This window comes from Candidatus Galacturonatibacter soehngenii, assembly GCF_008830185.1.
GTDB lineage: Bacteria > Bacillota > Clostridia > Lachnospirales > Lachnospiraceae > Lachnotalea > Lachnotalea soehngenii.
Genome location: NZ_WAGX01000004.1, coordinates 538,985 through 558,040 on the forward strand (window position 1 = coordinate 538,985; position 19,056 = coordinate 558,040).

General features: G+C 35.7%; 14 protein-coding genes and 2 pseudogenes. 2 read left to right on the plus strand and 14 right to left on the minus strand.

Translation table 11 applies throughout. The features are described from left to right. The first annotated feature begins 154 nt into the window (after window positions 1–154). Window positions 155–505: an SDR family NAD(P)-dependent oxidoreductase gene (locus F7O84_RS05060; RefSeq protein ID WP_279237991.1), complete on the plus strand. Its 351-nt coding sequence runs from the start codon at window positions 155–157 to the stop codon at window positions 503–505. Here F7O84_RS05060 and vanT read toward each other — a convergent pair. From vanT to F7O84_RS05095, 7 genes and pseudogenes are all read right to left on the minus strand, one after another. Beyond that, window positions 465–1,631: a serine racemase VanT catalytic subunit gene (vanT, locus tag F7O84_RS05065; RefSeq protein ID WP_243140810.1), complete on the minus strand. Its 1,167-nt coding sequence runs from the start codon at window positions 1,629–1,631 to the stop codon at window positions 465–467. The genes F7O84_RS05060 and vanT overlap by 41 nt on opposite strands. Further along, a complete protein-coding gene (locus tag F7O84_RS05070) occupies window positions 1,618–2,691 on the minus strand; it encodes an acyltransferase (protein ID WP_151142591.1) in 1,074 nt (357 codons plus the stop codon). The genes vanT and F7O84_RS05070 overlap by 14 nt, the downstream gene beginning before the upstream one ends. Next, complete coding sequence (locus F7O84_RS05075; RefSeq protein WP_151142593.1) at window positions 2,684–3,436, minus strand: M15 family metallopeptidase; 753 nt, start codon at window positions 3,434–3,436, stop codon at window positions 2,684–2,686. Before F7O84_RS05075 ends, F7O84_RS05070 begins: the two co-directional genes overlap by 8 nt. Next, entirely contained in the window at window positions 3,433–4,497 is a 1,065-nt protein-coding gene (gene vanG, locus F7O84_RS05080) for a D-alanine--D-serine ligase VanG (RefSeq protein WP_151143711.1), read from the minus strand. The genes F7O84_RS05075 and vanG overlap by 4 nt, the downstream gene beginning before the upstream one ends. Before the next feature lie 33 nt (window positions 4,498–4,530). After that, window positions 4,531–5,328 (minus strand): annotated as a pseudogene (vanW, locus tag F7O84_RS05085) (glycopeptide resistance accessory protein VanW); the annotation flags it as partial. Between the two features lie 385 nt (window positions 5,329–5,713). Further along, window positions 5,714–6,889, minus strand: a complete 1,176-nt coding sequence (locus tag F7O84_RS05090; RefSeq protein ID WP_151142595.1) for an aminotransferase class I/II-fold pyridoxal phosphate-dependent enzyme — start codon at window positions 6,887–6,889, stop codon at window positions 5,714–5,716. A gap of 21 nt (window positions 6,890–6,910) precedes the next feature. Beyond that, complete coding sequence (locus tag F7O84_RS05095) at window positions 6,911–7,627, minus strand: DUF554 domain-containing protein (protein WP_192451664.1); 717 nt, start codon at window positions 7,625–7,627, stop codon at window positions 6,911–6,913. 119 nt (window positions 7,628–7,746) lie between these two features. Between F7O84_RS05095 and F7O84_RS05100 the strand changes: the two genes are divergently transcribed. Further along, the gene (locus F7O84_RS05100) at window positions 7,747–8,625 is read left to right on the plus strand and encodes a LysR family transcriptional regulator (protein ID WP_192451665.1); all 879 of its coding nucleotides are present in this window, start codon (window positions 7,747–7,749) and stop codon (window positions 8,623–8,625) included. Between the two features lie 95 nt (window positions 8,626–8,720). On the opposite strand, the pseudogene F7O84_RS05105 reads toward F7O84_RS05100, so the two are convergent. From F7O84_RS05105 to F7O84_RS05135, 7 genes and pseudogenes are all read right to left on the minus strand, one after another. Continuing rightward, window positions 8,721–11,396, minus strand: a pseudogene (locus F7O84_RS05105) (calcium-translocating P-type ATPase, PMCA-type); the annotation flags it as partial. A 330-nt stretch (window positions 11,397–11,726) separates the two neighbouring features. Next, complete coding sequence (locus F7O84_RS05110) at window positions 11,727–13,616, minus strand: choice-of-anchor A family protein (protein ID WP_151142603.1); 1,890 nt, start codon at window positions 13,614–13,616, stop codon at window positions 11,727–11,729. Window positions 13,617–13,722: 106 nt separating this feature from the next. After that, window positions 13,723–15,435, minus strand: a complete 1,713-nt coding sequence (locus F7O84_RS05115) for a GMC family oxidoreductase N-terminal domain-containing protein (protein ID WP_151142605.1) — start codon at window positions 15,433–15,435, stop codon at window positions 13,723–13,725. A 13-nt stretch (window positions 15,436–15,448) separates the two neighbouring features. Continuing rightward, a complete protein-coding gene (locus tag F7O84_RS05120) occupies window positions 15,449–16,039 on the minus strand; it encodes a gluconate 2-dehydrogenase subunit 3 family protein (protein ID WP_151142607.1) in 591 nt (196 codons plus the stop codon). Window positions 16,040–16,196: 157 nt separating this feature from the next. After that, entirely contained in the window at window positions 16,197–17,216 is a 1,020-nt protein-coding gene (locus F7O84_RS05125; protein ID WP_151142609.1) for a pirin family protein, read from the minus strand. Window positions 17,217–17,292: 76 nt separating this feature from the next. Further along, window positions 17,293–17,733 carry a MarR family winged helix-turn-helix transcriptional regulator gene (locus tag F7O84_RS05130; RefSeq protein ID WP_151142611.1) on the minus strand — a complete coding sequence of 147 codons (441 nt, stop codon included), beginning with the start codon at window positions 17,731–17,733 and terminating at the stop codon, window positions 17,293–17,295. Between the two features lie 170 nt (window positions 17,734–17,903). After that, window positions 17,904–19,055: a nitrogenase component 1 gene (locus tag F7O84_RS05135; RefSeq protein WP_151142613.1), complete on the minus strand. Its 1,152-nt coding sequence runs from the start codon at window positions 19,053–19,055 to the stop codon at window positions 17,904–17,906. Window position 19,056: the final 1 nt, after the last annotated feature.

Sequence of the window (19,056 nt, forward strand, 5' to 3'; positions counted from 1 at the left end):
ATTTTGATTGTAACATAATGTTAAAATATTACAATATTAAGACTACTTTTTTAGATTCATTTAATAGAATTTATAATTTATCAATTTATTTTTATAAATATTCTATAAATATCGTAATGTCAATTTATGTGGTGAACAATTAATTGGAAAAAGACTGGAGTTTCTTTCTCTTCTATCAAAGGGAGAAAATCCTATTTTGCTAAATATTTCTTCCGAAGCAGGAAGTATTCGTAATTGTCCAAGAAGTAAAGAATTTCATTATTGTATGTCAAAAGCAGCCATGAATATGGGAAGTATGCTTTTACAAAATTATTTAAAAGAAAAAGATAATAAAATCAAGGTACTTGCCATACATCCTGGCTGGATTCGTACTGATATGGGTGGTGCGAATGCTGATTTGGACCCTTTGGAAGTTGCTGAGGATATTCTTGCTTTGACAAAGATGCCTCATGATATAAATGGCCCTATTTACATGGATCGCTTTGGAAAAGAATTGGAGTGGTAACAATTCTTTCTAATCGATTTCCCAAACGGCTTAATATCTCGTTGCTGATTGTTCCAACACAATCAGCAACCATTTCTGCTGAAATGTTTTCTTTTTCTTGAGAACCTATCATTACAACTTCATCATTTGTTTTTGATTCGGGAATCTTTGTAACATCAATAAATAGTTGATCCATACAGATTCTTCCAACAATAGGAGCTTTTTTTCCATGGCATAACACATAACCTCTTTCAGAGAGATTACGGGGGATTCCATCTGCATAACCAATGGATACCACTGCAATATCAGACTCTTCTATTGCTTGGAACGCAAGGCCATAGCCTACTTTTTCTCCTACCTTTAGGTGTTTGATACAAGATATCCTGCTTTTTAAAGTAAGTACAGGTTTTAAATCTAAATTTACCTTCGTCTGATCCTTACTAGAACTAAGTGCACCATAAAGAGAAATTCCAAGCCTTGCATAGTCATATTGACATTCAGGATAATTTAATACTCCATAGCTTCCTTGTAAATGTGTTGCAAAAGAACTCTTTCCCTTTGCTTTTAGTGTTTCTATTGCCTGATTAAATTTCTTAATTTGTTCTTTTGTGTAATGCACATCCTCTGATTCTAAACTATCGGCTACACATAAATGTGAGAAAATCCCTTCAATATGCAAATTCTTAAATTCCCAAATTTTTGCTATTTCTTCTATACGCTCCGCTCGCTCTCCCAATCGGTGCATTCCCGTATCAATCCCTACATGAACGCGAAGGTTCTTTTGAAACTCTCTAAGCATGAAAGCATACTCCATATCAACGATTGTTTGAATTAGGTCATACTCAATTAACAAATCAAGCTGGTCTTTAGGGGTGTAACTTAGGATTAAGATATCTCCTTTAATTCCGGCTTTTCGTAAATCAATTCCTTCCTGTACAGAAGCAACACAAAAATGAGTGACACCATATTCTTGTAAATGTGTTGCCACAAGAATTGCCCCATGTCCGTAGGCATTCGCCTTTACAGCAGCCATAATCTTGCACTCTTTTGGCAAAACACTTTGAAATGCTTTTACATTATTTTGTAAATTACATAGGTTTACTTCAACCCATGCTCTGCTCTCCAGATACATTTTAACCAAATTCATGATTCCCCTTTCTTCTTACCATTAAGAAATGTTTGCATTGTACCATAATTAAAGACGCCAAAAAGCTTAAGAAACTTACTAATATATAAAATAGCAATGGATTTTGGGTCAATTGTTCTTTTATTCTTAAAACTCCTCCAATCGCACGAAGGACAATTATCATCATAGGGTGAAGGATGTATACCCACATGGATATCTCTCGAAACATCCGATATTTTTTGTGATTTTTAGCCATGTCAATCTTATTAGATAGCAATATTATCATAAGGTAATACATTACAATTAGCAGTGAAAAATACATACTGTTATGTCGTTGCAGATGAAGCATCCTCGTGACACCACCTTCTATCAAAAGGCTAACCAAACCAACTACCAAACCAATGAAAGTACTCTTTTTAAGCACCATTTCTTTTTTCTTAGCAAGTAGTAAGCCCATCCACAAAAAAATTGGTGCAAAAAATATTCCATTTCTTGTATAAGAACTAAAGAAAAAAATTACCGAGTAAAACTTAGATAGAAACGGTATTGATTCAATAGCTCTGTAATAGCTGTCACCAAATATCCCAATGATATAAAGAAGTAAGCATATCACGGTAATTACTTTTCTTGGCAAGAAACGATATAAGGTGATAACTATAATAAGCCCTATCATAACTGCTGGAAAATACCAAAGATGATAAAACGTTCCGTCAAAAACAATTTGTTGTAAAAGTTTGGCTATACTTGTAGGAAAATTCATAGAATATACTGTAGCAGGAAGATACAATAAAGTAGCAAAAATATAAAACATAAAAAGCTTTAGTTGTGTCCTTTTTATTTTATTTAGATTTTGACCAACACTATTTTTTCTACTTAACCTTGATAACGCGAAATATCCAGTAACTATCATAAAAAAAGGAACGCCGATTCTTCCAATGCAGTAGAATATAAAATAATCCAAGGTTTCATTGATTGATGCGAATGGTCCTACGTGAATACCTACGATGAAACAGGCTGCAATGATACGAAAAATGTCTATCCATGGATATTCATACTGCTTTCGTTTTTCTTTTTTATTCATATGCTATCACCACAATTCCATCTACGTTGTTTCCCGATACTAAAATCTGACTTTCATCAGGAACCAAAAGTTTATAATCCTCTTGATTCATAAGGCTTTGATATCCGATTTGAACGTTTTTTCCTTCCAAAGTGTCAATGAATGGATTTTCATTCCATTTATACTGTTTCACCCACTCAATATACTCTTCTAATGCCATATTTTGTTTTGTAATTAAGCTTGCATGATATTTACCAACATAGCGAAAATGCCATGGTTCTGGCGAGATTCCTGTTATCTTTTCTTTGCCTTTTTGATATCGTTCAATAAAGCCATACTTTGCAGCTTGTTCGCGAAATATTGCAAATTCTCCATCATAAGGAAAATCAGGACAAATAAAATCAATGTCTTCTTGCTTTTTTGCCAAATCAATGGCCAGGCCCGTTTGATGTTCACTGTGACCTGGTAGTGCTACGAATTTACTTGTAAAGTCAGCACCATTTGAATTCAGAGAAGAGGAATAGATTTCTTCTTGTTCAAATCGTGTTCGATAACCACTTACGGCTTCAATCATTTTCTCCATATTTACTGCCTCGATTAGATCTTGTAGTGCATTAGCAGCCTCTTTTTGTAACAACATATCTTTTATCTTCATTACTTTACAAAGCTCTTCCTTTGAAGGCTCTGCTTTTATGGGATGTGCTCTATTTACAAGAATTAGATGACCTGTATGAATCATTTGATTATTTACTAGGATTGATCTCATGATTGACTCACCCCTAACTCAATCAGATGATTCACTACTTCTTTCATTGAAATACCAGATGCTTTCATCATATTCGGGAAACGACTGTGCTCTGTAAACCCAGGTATGGTATTAACTTCGTTAAAATAAATACTTCCATCAGGGGTATAAAACATATCAACTCTGGCAAAACATTCACATCCAAGAGCCCTATAGATTTTTTTAGCTGTATCCTTTATACGATCTGCATCTTCTTTTGAGATGCGCGCTGGAACATGAATCTTTGAAGATTTCAAAGTATATTTTTCCGTAAAATCAAAGAAGCCTTCCGATAATTCTATTTCATCTACTTCCCCTACAATTAGTTCTTCTCTTCCCATGATGGCACAACCAACTTCAAAACCTTCTATCATTCTTTCGATTACAACCAAATTGTCATACGAAAATGCAAACGTAAGAGCCTCAAATAGCATTTCTGATTTTTCCACCTTTGTAATTCCAAAAGATGAACCAGCTCGAAGTGGCTTAACAAATAATGGATACCCAAGCTCCTCTCCATATCGTAAAACCTCTTCTTTGTCTTTTTCTAACATGGCGTATGTTAATAATTTTGCTTCTGGAACGTTTACTCCTGCTTCCTTTACAACTCTATGAGCCATATCTTTATCCATACACACCGCGGAGGATAATGTGTTACATCCAATGATTGGAATTCCTGCAAGGGCAAATACGCCTTGTACGGTCCCATCTTCTCCGTTCTTACCATGCAAGACAGGAAGTGCTGCATCAAGTTTTATCTCCTTTGCTGGTTTATCAAAACCATGTTTCCATACATAGATACCTTGAAGTTTCTTATCCGTTGATACTAGTGTAGGATATACCTTTTCCTCTTTGTGCCATGTATCATTTATAATCTTTTCGGCATCTCCTTCATACACAAACCATCTTCCCCCTTTGTCAATTCCAATTAGAATCGGTTCGTATACACTTTTATTAATATTTTGAATCACTCCATATGCGGATTGTAAGGATACCTCATATTCACTGGAACTTCCACCAAAAAGAATTGCTATTTTTTTCATTTTACTTTCCTCATTTCCTGTTGATTGATTATCCTCTGGTAATGGATAACCAATTCTACATTTGTTTTGATATAATACTTTTTGTTCTTTAACAGCGCCGCTTTTTTTATCTATAGTAGTACGAACGACATCTGCTTTTTGATATATTTCTTTGCCTGATTTGTCATAAACAATCGCATTATTTTGAATCTGTATCTTATAATTGAATTCCTTGTCTGCTAGAATTTTTCCATGCATTTGTTCTTCATCAAAGCTTAGCTTAATTTGAAAAGTGGTATTCGTTGTATTTTTTACTTTTAAATCAAACCAACCTTCCGATACGGTTGCATCAATTCCTACTGGTGCATCTCCTGGTGGATCTGGAAAATCTTTTACGCTATGACCGTGTCGTTCCACAATTTGCAGTGGGGTGTGAAGGAACAACCAAAATAACAGATTACTAATTTGACAAAGTCCCCCTCCATATGCAGTGGTAAGCTCTCCATTTATCACGACAAGCCCATCTTTATAAGGAATCTTTTTATCTGCATTTTTTACCAGTTTCCAAAAGGAAAATACTTCTCCTGGCTTTATTACAATATCATCTAATGTTTGTGCTGCTAACTTCAGATTAAATACCTTGTTTTCTTGGTATTTCATATCAAAACCTGTTTCATGATTGTACAAGGTACTATCTGCTTCAAATATTAGATTTTGGTACAAGTCTTCTTTTTTTTCAATGGCATACTTTTTGCCATCCAATTTCATTTTTAAATAAAAACAAAATAAACGTTGTTTTTTCCGTATTGGTAAAAGCCAAGGAAATATCTGCGTTAAACGTCTTCGTTTCATATTTTTCTTCCTTTCTATCTTAAAGTACTTCCTTAAGCATTTGTTATATCCCCCTAAAAGTACAAACATACTTTTTCTAAACCTGCTATCATAAAAGATATCACAGATGAGGGAGCTTTTTTTTAATTAAGTTTTAGTATCTAATTAAAATTCTTTATGAAATACTTAATATTTTATTAATTTTGTATTAACTGTACTATAAGTCTTAATACACTTAATATATAATTTTATTTCTGACTCGTCAAGGACATCATCCTTAATATTTTATTACGAGTTTTTTAATAGCAACAAAGAGTCCACTTATTTATTAAATAAATATCAAAAAAATCCCATGAAACAGTCTTAATAAAAGACCAATCATGGGACAATGTTTCACTATGAAACATTAACTATTTTTTAATAAAATTCTACTTTTCTTTATCTGCTCTACTGCTTGCTCTATTACTTCTTTATCCTGAACTAATGCAATTCTAACATAGCCTTCACCGTGAGCACCAAAGGCACTTCCCGGTGTCATTAATACACCTGCTTTATCAAGCAATTCAAAGACAAATTCCTCGCTACTATGAAATCCACTTGGGATGGATGCCCATACAAACATGGTTGCATCTGGTTTATTTATCTTCCAGCCTATTGAGGATAAGCCGTCACATAAGGCATCTCTTCTTTTTTCGTAGGATAATCTAGTTGTTTTCACACATGTTTGATCGCCTAGAATTGCTTTCATTGCAGCCTCTTGCAGTGGAAGAAACATACCGTAATCAAAGTTTGATTTTAACTTTTTTAAATTCGTAATAATTTGTTCGTTTCCAATGCAAAAACCAATTCTTGCACCTGCCAACGCATAGGTTTTAGAAAGAGAGTTAAATTCAACTCCTACCTCCATCGCTCCTTCAAAAGATAAGAAGCTTTTTCCTTTCTTTCCATCAAACACTAACTCACTATAGGCATTGTCATGAAGTACAATAATATCATACTTTTTAGCAAACGCAATTAAGTCTGTATAAAAGCTATCTGGTGCTATAGCTGTAGTTGGATTATTTGGATAAGATACAATCATAAGTTTTGCTTTTTTTGCTACATCTTCTGGTATATCCTGAAATTGAATAACATAATTGTTTTCTTTTTTTAGTGGCATGTAATATAGGGTTGCACCTGCTAAAAGTGGTCCGTCTGCAAAAACGGGATAGCATGGGTCTGGAACAAGTACCAAATCTCCTTCATCCACGATTGTCATTGCAAGGTTTGCAAAGCCTTCCTGTGATCCGTGCAAAGAACAAACTTGTTTATCAGGATCTATATGGACTTGATATCGCTCTTCATACCACTTGCTGACTGCATATGTAAGTTTACTTTGGTCTTTGATGGCATACACATAATTGGTTCTATCTGCTACTGCGTACGATAAAGCGTCCATGATATGTTCTGCAGGAGGTACATTTGGAGTACCAATGCTAAGATCAATCACGTTTTCACCTTGTTCTAACTTTTTAAGCTTCATTTCATTTAGTTTCGTAAACACACTTTCTTGAAATAGATTCATACGTTTTGAAAATTTCATTGCTTATCTCCTTCTTTGTAGTCACGCTATGATACTATATATAATTGGAATTATAAATGCAGGAAGCATGTTACCTACTTGAAATCTCTTTCCAAACGCAATATTAATTCCAACACAAAAAATCAATGCAGAACCAATATAGGAAAGATTGGCAATCAACTCCTCTCCTAAAAAGGAACCTGCCGCGATTGCTAGTAGTGTAATACCACCTTGATATAGTAAAATTGGAATTGCAGAAAACATTACTCCAATTCCGTAACCTGAAGTAAAAACAAGTACGATAACAAAATCCAAGATTGATTTTGCTGCAAGCATGGTATAATCACCACTTAATCCATCTTGAATTGATCCAACAATTGCCATGGCTCCCACACAGATAATCAAAGAGGTATTTACAAACCCTTCTACAAATCGATTATCCTCTTTTACATGAGCCATGCTTTTTAGCTTATCCCCAATGGAATCTAAAAAACTCTCTATATCTAATAGTTGACCAATAAATCCTCCAATGACCAAAGAAAATATTAAAAGCATAGCCCCTTTTGTCTCAATTGTCCCCTCTGTTACGCGAAGCATTCCTTGTAGCGTTCCTGAAATACCAATAAAGATGACTGCTACTCCACAAGTTTGCATTAGCATATCCTGCATTTTTTGCTTTAATCCGTTTTTTAAAAATAGTCCGATACCGCTCCCTAGTATTACCGCTACTATATTAATAATGGTACCTAATCCTCTCACTGTTTCCTCCTCTTGCATTGACTTTCCTGTTTAGCTATTATATCATTAACTTTATAATATGAATAATTAATGTATTTAATAATATCATTTAAAAATATTTATGGATGGAAGAACATACTATGGAACTTAGAGAAATTAATACTTTCCTTGTTGCCGCTGATAAGATGAATTTTAGTAAGGCAGCAGAACAACTGGGATATTCTCAGGCAGCTGTTACAATACAAATCAAGAATTTAGAAAAGGAACTTGGAACTTTACTATTTGACCGAATTGGTAAAAGCATTTACTTGACAGAGAAAGGAAAAGAATTTTTAAAACATGCACAAAAAATTTTACTTTATACAGAAGAATCCATATCTGACATAAAGAACGAAAAAGATTACTCTGGTATGATTCGAATTGGTACTTCTGAATCCATTTTGGCTGCATCTTTTCCTTCTCTTATTACAAGTTTTCACCAGATGTATCCCAATATGCATATCTGCATTAAGACTGGTACAAGAAATTTTATCTTTGATCTTATGCTTCATAATGAATTAGACATGGCATATACGATTGATCAAAACGTGATTGATCACGTATGGACAGGAAAGATTCTTCGTGAAGAAAAGGTATATTTCGTAGCTTCTAGTCAAAATCCTCTTGCAAAAAAACAAACCGTAACCATAGAAGAAATCTTACAGGAGGAGCTAATTATGACGGAATGTAACATTGGATATACCTATGAACTCTCCCAACATTTAGCACGAAAAGGACTAGGCCTTCACCCTTATTTAGAAACAGGAAATACCGACATTATTCGTTCTTTTGTTGCACAAAACAAAGGTGTTTCCTATCTTCCTTTGTTTACCATTCAAAACGAGCTAAAAGAAAAATCCATTGTTCCAATACGGGTTCCTGAGTTTGAAGTAAACGTATACCGCCAACTCTTTTGGCATAAGAACAAATACATAACAAAACCCATGAATGATTTGATGAAATTAATACAAAGTAATTAAGAGTCTTACTTTTATATGTAACAAAAAACGGTTGTTGGTTAAAATCTATCCCTTACGAGGGATTTTTTCTACCAACAACCGCTTAATTATTCTCTTTACTTTCTAATTAAGATTCGATAACATAGTTTGACCGTCTCAGATATTAAAACAACGCTAAAAGTCACTAAAAATATCTTAATCCACATAAACAAATCAAGTGGCACAGTTCCAAAGAACGCTCCTGCAAATTGTATAATAATAATCTGAATTAAAAATGTTATGCTAATAACAAGAAGCATGATTTTATTTTTTAAAAGATGCTTAAATATGCTTACTGCATGTAGCTCTCTACAGTTAAAGGCATTAAATAATTGAAAGAGTGCAAATAAAGTAAATAATACAGTTGGCATTTGTTCTGTTGTTGCACCTAAAAAGTTTTTCGTATATTGGCATAAGAAGACAATGGAAATATACGCTCCTGTTAATCCAATTCGTAAGAACATTCCTTTTGATACGATATTATCGTTTCGCTTTGTTGGTGGACGACTCATCAAATCATCATATACAGGTTCAAGACCTAGTGTAAGTGCTGGAGGTCCATCCATAATTATATTAATCCACAATAATTGAAGTGCTGTAAATGGAGCTTTTAACCCTAAAATAATAGAAGTAAACACAACAATAACGGAAGATATATTAACGGTAAGCTGAAATTGAATAAATCGTTTGAAGTTCTCATAAATACCACGTCCCCAGACAATTGCTTTTACAATGGTAGAAAAAGAATCATCTAACAATACGATATCACTAGCTTCTTTTGAAACCTCTGTTCCTGAAATCCCCATTGCAATACCAACATCTGCATTTTTTAAGGCTGGTGCATCGTTGATACCATCTCCAGTAACTGCAACGACATTACCTTCTCCTTTTAATAATTTAACAATCCGCATTTTAATGGTTGGTGTACTTCTTGCAATTACGCTTATCTTTGGAAGCAATTGAATTAATTCTTCATCACTTAAGTCTGCAATCTCTTTTGCTTCTACTGCAACTTGTCCATTATTTAGGAGGTGTAATTCATCAGCAATTGCCGAAGCTGTTACAATGTTATCCCCTGTTAAAATCTTTAAGTCAATACCTGCAAGTCTACAGTTTTTTACCGCTTCATATACATCGGCACGAAGAGGATCAGATATCGCCACAAAACCGTCAAAAACCATGTTACTTTCTAATATCGCATGATACTGATCGTCCTCATAATCCTTCATTTCTTCCAATTCCTTATGAGCAAAAGCGATGACACGCATGGCTTTTTCCTGCGCTTTTTTCATGTATGTTTCGATTTCATGTTTCTTTGACTCTTCCATCTTACACATTGAAAACACACATTCTGGACTACCTTTTACATAAGTAATGATTTTACCATCTACTTTACTTATCGTTGTCATATGCTTTAATTCAGAAGAAAATGGAAACGAATGCAACACATCGTGATCTAGACGTTCCTCTTTGTAAGACTTTCCAGTTACTTGTCTTACCTTTGATTTTTCATAAAAGTTTAGCATTGCACATTCGGTTGGATTCCCAATAAAACTGCCATCGAAAGAGAGATCCGCGGTAGTATTAAGACAGACATTGTGTACAAGCCAGTTACATTCTAACTGCGTTGCATCCTCATGCCATTTTCCATCATAAAAAGCGGCTACTGTCATCTTGTTTTCTGTTAAGGTACCTGTTTTGTCAGAGCAAATAACATTGATACATCCGACTGTCTCTGATGCAATCATCTTTTTTACCAATGCATTTTGATGTGACAATTTAATGATATTAATGGATAATGATACTGCTACAATGGTTGGAAGTCCTTCTGGAACGGCTGCAACAATTAAAACAATACTTGTTACAAAGGCTTCTAAGACTTGTTCAACATGTAATCCGCCCGCTAGAAAAAAAGAGATTAACTCTGTGATAAAGACTATGGTTGCCGCAATTACGCCAAGAATCGTGATTGTTTTTCCAAGCCTTGCAAGCTTTTCTTGCAATGGTGTACTTGTTTTTTCTACCTTTGAAAGTTCTTTTGCAATTGTTCCAAATTCAGTTTCATCACCAACTGCTGTTACAATCATCTTACCATACCCACTTGTTATAAAATTACCAGAGTATAACATATTACTTCGTTCTGCAAGTGGTGTTTTTTCATCAATTAGAACTAACTTTGCATCTTTCTTTGCTGGTACACTTTCTCCTGTTAATGCAGATTCATCCACTGTAAGACCAACACTTTCAACTAGCCTTCCGTCTGCTGGAATCTTATCGCCAGTTGATAGCAAGACCAAATCACCAACCACAATATCCTTTTGACCAACTACAATCGTTTCGCCGTCTCGCAATACTTTGATTTGCGTATCCTCACTTATTTTCGATAACGCTTCAAATGCCTTTGCACTTTTACCCTCCATTGCCACAGTAATGATGACAGAAAGAGAAATTGCGGCAAAAATACCGACACATTCTAAAAAGTCTGCTTCTCCTCCTGTTGATGCACGTATCATGTTAACAAAAAGTGCAATGAAACCAGCCATAATAAGCATTAGGATCATAGGTTCACTGGATGCTTTGATGGTTCGCTTAAGCAATGATTCTTGTTTTTCTCTTGTTAGCGTATTGGTGCCGTACTTTTCTTGGTTCTTTCCAACTTGTTTTGTTGTTAATCCCTTGGATAAATCAGAGCCTAGTCGAATTGATAATTGCTCAATATCTTCCATAAATTCTTTCACAACAACTTCCTCCTTGTGTTTCTTTTCCTCTAAAAGTGAGTCCTACTACTATTTATAGAAAGGATGCTCGTTGCAATTTCCATGAGGGGGAAAATACATGAACATAAAAAAATCGTGTACTGCATAAACATGCATACACGAGTCAAAAAAAGAGACCATGTATAACATCTTGTGCTATACATGAGTCTCGTTCATTAAGACAAGCCAGACTTATTCAGTCAGTATGTTGACTTGTCACGTAATATCTTACGCAAACTACTCCCTCACGAGTAATGAAATTGTTAGTAAAGTGTATCATAGGAACATGAATAAGTCAAGATATCATCCAATTTATGTCATTTAATCTTATTCTATTATAAAGTTGGCAACACCAATATTTGTTAATTTTACTTTTGGTCTGCATGCAGGTGAAAAGAACGTTCTTTTAGCTGGACAGATTTTCAATATATAAGTTCCTTCATAAGAAACTTTAAATTCAAAGCATTCCATATGGCAGATTGTGCTACAAGATACCATCACTTTTTTGCCATCTAACATTTGGTATAGCATAACATCCCACTCGTGGCTTCTATGACACTCACAACCACAAATACAACCTGTTATCATTCCCGCAGTTACCAGACATTCCTCACATTTCGGACACTCAATTGGTTTTGAACGAATAGGAATTGGTACAGGAAATGGAATTGGAATACCCATTGGTTCTCTTTGTGTCTCTTCCTTTTGCTCTGGGCATACCGGGCACGCTGGACATTCTGGACACGTTGGGCATGGCGGTGGTTCTGGACACATTGGACATGGTGCTGGCTCTGGGCACGTTGGGCATGGTGCTGGCTCTGGACATGTTGGACACGGTGCAGCGACTGGACAAGGTTCTGGCTCTGGACATGTCGGACACGTTGGACATGGTGGAGCCACTGGACATGGTTCTGGCTCTGGACACGTTGGACACGGTGCAGCGACTGGACATGGTTCTGGACATGTCGGGCATGGTGGAGCTACTGGACATGGCGGTGGCTCTGGACACGGTGGAGCCACTGGGCATGGTGCTGGTTCAGGACATGGTAATTGAACTGGACAAGGCTCTGGCTCTGGGCATGTTGGACATGGTTGCGTTGGTTGCGTTGGAACAGGTGTTGGCATAGGCATTTCTGGGGGTGATGGCACTGGAGATGGTGTTTCGATCACTTCTTCTACAGGCAAAGTTTCTCCACATATCACTCCACCTACAAATGGATAAAAATGAAATTCAAAGCCACTGTTTGGATTTACAGCAAAACCGCCTAATGCAGCATTTCCACTCACATGCCCTCCTGTAGGATGACCATGAAACATTGCTTGAGGAGCTAAAATACTTCCCCATATATCGGATGATTTTTCCATATGAATATTTGTTGCATCTTCAAAAACATAAAGAGTATGGTTTGCCATACTTTTATCTCCATACACCCCATATTGTAAGTGAGCATGAGGACCTGTCTTTAGTCGAACAATTGCTAAACTGCCTCTAGGAACATTGAATCTTATTCCTTTATTAATAAGTCCGTTTGGACTTACATCAATTGTAAAAATATTTTGCGTAGGATCGGTACCTGTCAAAATCCATTCATGAGAATTACTTGTGATAGTTCCATTACTTGCTAATTGCGAAATGCAATTTCTATAGTTTACTAAACTTGTTCTAGCATTTTGAAAAAACGCTGGTAAATCAGCAGAAATACGAGATGCTGGTATCACTCGTGGAACGTCATAACTAGGAATTAAATAATACTCACCTTTATCACTTGGTGTCCAATATGGACTTCCTCCACGAGCTTGATATAATTGTTTTAATTGATCCATTTGACCATCAGAATCATCATTTCCAATATAATAGGTACTTCCTAATCCTGCCTGAAAACTTCCATTTGAAATGGCATGCCCTATTACAACCAAAGGACCTTTTGTAGAAGTAACATTTCCAGTTATAAATCTAGCAAGATCTGGTGAAAACCCAATGCTGGTTGGATTGTTTCCCCTTTGAAAGCCTACACTAAAGCCTCTTGGGCTATAAAAGCTTCCGCCAATTGCTACTGCTCCTTCTACATCTACAATATTATTGGCATCACCCAGTACGAACATGTTAAAAGCGGATGCTTGCCCAAAAGGCTGCCCATCTATGTCTCTCCAATTTATGTTCTGATATGGAATTCCTACAATTGAATTATCTTGCGTATCATACATTGTGTTATCCATATAAACGATACAAACCTCCTATATGATATGAAATCTTTTCAATTCAGTTTATTCCAAAGATAATTTAGTGTGCTATTTTTATTCTAATTTATTTAAAATTATTACTTTATGCTTGGGGTGCAAAATATTTATCAAATATGTTATCCGCTGTGCGCGTTGCTAATGCCTGTGTAGTAAGTGTAGGGTTTGGTCCACCAAGGCTATTGTATAGTACACTATTATCAGCAATATATAGTTTTTTTACTTGCAACGCCTCACATTGTGTATTTGTGACAAGCCCAATTCGCATAGTACTCATAAGATGTATGTATATATCAGGTGACCAGTTTGCACGTACGATTGTTTTGGCACCAGCAGTTCTTAATATATTAGAAGCTAGTGTTGCCAAGTTATCTCTTTTGATTCGATCCTTCTGGCTTGCATGATAACGTATGATTGGTATGTAACCATTCTCATCTTTTTCATGCATATCCAATGTAACCCCATTGTCTTGGTTCACCTCGTCATCGGTAAAAATCACGATGTTGAGTGTGCGCTGATAATTCATCATATATTCCTTTAAAAGGTCACCAACAATTGCTCCTTCATAATCCCAAGGCTTATCCCCTACCTTGTTTTCAAAGAAAAATCCACTATCACTAGATGCATAGCCTAGCGTCGAATACAGCGCTGGACTACAACCAAAAAGTTCTAACACTCCCCAACCGGGATAATCAAAACGTGCCGCTGCATTCTGCCCTGAAAATGGGCGAATATTTGGCGAACCGATTGCTTCCATCAAGGCAGATTCTTCAAAAATACCAGTAACACTGTCAAACCAATGATTTACCAAACCTCTTCCTACCCATGGATTTTCAGGAAGATTTGAGTTTAGCCATAACCTTGGTGTTTCAATCGTTCCAGCCGCCATAACAACAATATCTGCTCGTAGTTGCGTCGTCTCTCCTGTCCAAGTATCTTTTGAAATAACTCCTATTGCTTGTAAGTCACCATTATTGTCTTTTTCCGTTAACACCTGAATCACAAAGTTATTTGGCCGTATTTCTATATTTCCTGTTAATAGGGCAAAAGGAATATAATTAGTAAAAGTCGATCTTTTTGCAACTGAATCAACTGTTGGACCAATGTGGCAACCATTTATACAGTGCCCTCTAAGTGTACAGCCATAGTTTGTATATTCGTGTAACCCCTCTCCTGGGAATTGGTATGATTGCCCGCGTCTTAAAATTGCATTTGGTTGCGGACGATATCCAGGAGTTGTTACATTTTTTGTATCATGCTGACTCCACCCTGCTTTACTCGCTCCATAGTAAAATAGGTCTTCTTTTGCCACAGCGGGAGCGTTTGTTACAGGCAATAATTGCTCAACTTTTTCATAATAAGGAATTAATTCATCATAAGTAATTGGCCAGACTTGATTTACAGAAGTAGGATAAGCTCTTGGATGATTTCCTAAATAGTGAAGAGTGCTTCCTCCAACTCCTGCATTTTGCCACGTAAAGCCTCCATGTGCAACCAAACGTTTCCAAGGCTCTTTTTGCCTATTTGCTGGACCCCATCGAAACTTTCCAGATATAAGACTATTCATATCGTCTTCTAAATCCGTAAAGCATTCATTTAGAATATCAATACTTAAATCTTCATAGCTAGAACTGCTTTTTTCTCCAGGCTCTGAATTCGGTTTTGGCCATTTTTTATTCCCATACCAAGCTCCAGCTTCCAAAACAAGAACTCTTAATCCTTTGTCACACAATTCTTTTGCAACCACAGCCCCGCCCCCTCCAGCTCCGATTACAATGACATCAAAGTCTTTTTCCATGATTTAGCTCCCTTCATGATTCAATCATAGCCAATTGGCGTGGTGGTGTTGGACCTGGATAATCTATCTGATTCCAGCTTAATGGATAGAATTCTAGGACACGATTATTGGGCTGCAACAATCGTGTAGTTCCATATCCAAACCATTCGGAATAATATCCTATCATGGTTAAACGAATCAAATTATCTACTACGTTATAGAATATATTTTCATATGGATATAGCAAATGTGAGGATGAATATTGATACTTTTTTAGTAAAGCAATTGCAAGCAATCGATCACTAGGTGCTAAAGAAGCAAACAATCCACCTTCCGATAAATTTAATGGTTTTTTATTTTCCACTCTTGAAACTAATCTTTGGGCCGCTGCATTTAACATTTCAACTGTTGCTTCTGCCAAATCTGGCTGATATTCATTTAATGTAATATATAAATATTCATCAACTAGCAAATCCAAAGCTCCAAAATACTGTATTTCACCATACTCTTTTGCTAATTCTTCCGAGCGTGGAATAATAGCATCAACAAATGCGCTAAGTGTTGCTTTTGTTTGCTTTAATGTATACTCTTCTAGCATATCCTGATTATTGTTTCCTGATTCCATATCCTTCCACCTTATTTTTATACTTATTAATCATATGAATCATTCGTTTTGATTATAACTGTATTTCGACCTGAGACAAATTCTAATATCACACAATAAAACAGCCAACTTTGATTGTAACATAATGATAACAATCAAAATTGGCTATAATTTTGTCTTATGATTTTTTTATAACTCTTCCATCTGGATAACGAGCGAATCTACCTGTATCTCTTGAATGTACAGGCTCATCGTCTGACCACGGCCAACCACCAAATTGTGTGTTTTGATAATCTCGGTAGGCATCATTGATTTCTTGTTGTGTATTCATAACAAAAGGTCCATATTGAGCAACTGGTTCGTTGATTGGCTCTCCTTCTAACAATAATAGATAACTAACCTGATCTTGATTTTGCACTACAATCTCTTCCTCACCTGCTAACTTAATGCGACTAGAGGAAGGAATACTCTCTTCCTCAATAAGAATTGTTCCAAGTCCCTGGTAAAAGTACAAATTTCGATTCAAACTTTTTGTGCCAGCCGCAATTTTATATTCAGCACCTGGCTCTAATTCAACCAATTGAATTCCAACATGATGATTAGAATCTGCCGCCCAAGATGCAGGGGTTGGTGCTAGGCTGTTATACTCTTCATACCTTCCAGCAATTAATCGAATGGTAGCCGTCTTCCCTTTTTCGTTACTTTTTTTGATAACTGGAATTTCTTCTGCCCAAAGCATCTTATAATCTGGAGAAGTAAATTTACTCTCGGCTGGAAGGTTGAGCCATATTTGAAACAGTTCTAATGGATTTGGCTTATCGGTATGAACAAGTGGAAACATTTCTACATGCTGACAGCCTTCCCCTGTCGTAAGCCATTGTACATCACCATTTCCATATCTGCCTTCTGCTCCTTTGGAATCAAAGTGATCGACAATTCCTTCTAATACAATGGTTACCGTCTCAAAGCCACGATGCGGATGTACTGGAAAACCAGGTACCTTTTCACCGTGATACATACTAAAACCATCTTTTCCAGAGAAATCATTGCCAAGGCGTCTTCCACTTAGAGAAACCGCTGGTCCTTGTTCTTCGTTTCCTGCTGGAAATTGGTCTTTATGATGCATGCATGCTAAAAAAGGACTGTCCATTCCCCACTGAAAACCGATTTTTTCTACTCTTATCATTTTTTTACTCATATTCACACTCCTAACCTTCTAAAACAAGAAAACCAATCATTTATTACTAATTAGTGATTTCTGTGTTTTAGAATCATTATATTTTAATTTTCTTTAATATTTTGATTAGTATTTCCTTTTCTTCTTCGGTTATTGCTTCAAAGCTTTTTTCTAAATCAATCAGATGAATTGGAAATATTTCTTCTATTTTCCGTTTCCCTTTCTCGGTTATTGTTATTACACTTGATCTTTTGTCTTTTGGATTCACGTAACGTTCAATCATTTTGTCTTTTTCCAGATTATTAACAACAACAGTCATGTTACCAGAAGATGACAATATACTATCTATGATTTCCTGAATCGTTAAGTCTCCTTTGTGATACAAAGCCTCCAAGACTGCAAATTGTGATGACGTCAATCCTCCTTTACTAAAAATACCACCTGCACGTTTGTGGAGTCCTTGTGTCGTACGACTAAGACCAATAAAAGCTTTTAAATTGGAATCGTTTTGTTTTCCATAAGATATTTTATTTTTCATATCTTAAATATATCACTAATTAGTGATAATGTCAATCAAAGTAATTCTGTTATAGTGCATATAATTACAATTGCCCTGTTTTGCTAATAAATTGTTTGCAAAACAGGGCTAATTAATTCGCATTATATGAGGTTGTTCATGAAGCATAAATACGTAAAGGATGAAACCTATTATCTTTTTATAAGAAAATCCGTAAATAAAGAGCATAAATTCATAGTACCTCGAAATCCCATAAAAGGAAGTTCGTAAGGATTGATATCGTAAGATAACGTACTTCTTCTTACCTCAATGTTACATTTTCCAGGATTTTGCTTTAATTGTCTAGCATCAGACATATGGATTCCTCCAGTAGCAAGCATAAAGCCTAACTCTTTCTTGGCAAATTCTTGAATTCCTAGTGACAACTCATCTTCATTACTAATCCATAACTTTGCTTTATCGTTTTTATGCTTTGCCCAAACGTTACAATGATGAATCGCATATTGTGTTTCTTTGATTTCATTGTTAAGATAATCTTTATCTGCTTTCTTTTCTAATATCTCTTCTAATTCTTTGATCCATGTTATGGTATTTAAAAGTCCGTAAGGAGTCATATAAAGATAGGGAATACCATAATTTTTTTCTAATTGCTTAGCAGCTTTTATCCCATCTTTTCGCATAACAAGTGTTACTTTTGCATTTGTCATCTTATATAATGAGGTTGTATTACAAGAGGAGCCAAACACAGCGGCTGACTTCATATCAAATGCGCCTTCCATTATTCTAATAATTTCTCTTGTATCTGATTGAAAACGAGACCAATCGCAGGCAGATCCGATTAGATTAAAAGTTGCTTTTTCAAAGCCTGTATCTTCTATCGCTTCTATATCATCTTCTTTAGTCAATGATTTAACCAATCGAAAATAAGCTTCTTCCATACCTTGTTCTTTTGTCGCCTTAAAATTTCCTGCCCCAAAAGTAATAATAGGTATTTGTGGATACATAAATTGTAACTCTTCTCCAATGGATTCTAAGTCAGTCCCTATCATTTCAGGAACACTAGATGGAATTAAAAAGATAACATTTGCTTTTTTCTCCTTTACCACCTCTTTTACACTCTCTTCTAAACGTTTTGTAATTCCAAGAGCTATGTCTTTTTCAGCAAGATGTGTTGTAATTAGTTTTGCTCGTTTGATTAATCCCGTGTGTGCCAGCCATTTTTCAGCATAAATCATATGGCCCATAGAACCATATTCAATAATGGCGGCATCAAAAATTGGCGCAAGCGCCCATAATACGCCCATCCTTCCAGATGGTTGTGGTGTATTCTTATATAATGGCATC

Excerpts from the sequence above, each read along its gene's own strand:
- F7O84_RS05110 (WP_151142603.1), bottom strand. The coding sequence starts at position 13,616 with ATGGATAACACAATGTATGATACGCAAGATAATTCAATTGTAGGAATT.
- F7O84_RS05075 (WP_151142593.1), bottom strand. The coding sequence starts at position 3,436 with ATGAGATCAATCCTAGTAAATAATCAAATGATTCATACAGGTCATCTA.
- vanT (WP_243140810.1), bottom strand. The coding sequence starts at position 1,631 with ATGAATTTGGTTAAAATGTATCTGGAGAGCAGAGCATGGGTTGAAGTA.
- F7O84_RS05130 (WP_151142611.1), bottom strand. The coding sequence starts at position 17,733 with ATGAAAAATAAAATATCTTATGGAAAACAAAACGATTCCAATTTAAAA.
- F7O84_RS05120 (WP_151142607.1), bottom strand. The coding sequence starts at position 16,039 with ATGGAATCAGGAAACAATAATCAGGATATGCTAGAAGAGTATACATTA.
- vanG (WP_151143711.1), bottom strand. The coding sequence starts at position 4,497 with ATGAAAAAAATAGCAATTCTTTTTGGTGGAAGTTCCAGTGAATATGAG.
- F7O84_RS05070 (WP_151142591.1), bottom strand. The coding sequence starts at position 2,691 with ATGAATAAAAAAGAAAAACGAAAGCAGTATGAATATCCATGGATAGAC.
- F7O84_RS05135 (WP_151142613.1), bottom strand. The coding sequence starts at position 19,055 with ATGCCATTATATAAGAATACACCACAACCATCTGGAAGGATGGGCGTA.
- F7O84_RS05125 (WP_151142609.1), bottom strand. The coding sequence starts at position 17,216 with ATGAGTAAAAAAATGATAAGAGTAGAAAAAATCGGTTTTCAGTGGGGA.
- F7O84_RS05115 (WP_151142605.1), bottom strand. The coding sequence starts at position 15,435 with ATGGAAAAAGACTTTGATGTCATTGTAATCGGAGCTGGAGGGGGCGGG.
- F7O84_RS05090 (WP_151142595.1), bottom strand. The coding sequence starts at position 6,889 with ATGAAATTTTCAAAACGTATGAATCTATTTCAAGAAAGTGTGTTTACG.
- F7O84_RS05100 (WP_192451665.1), top strand. The coding sequence starts at position 7,747 with ATGGAACTTAGAGAAATTAATACTTTCCTTGTTGCCGCTGATAAGATG.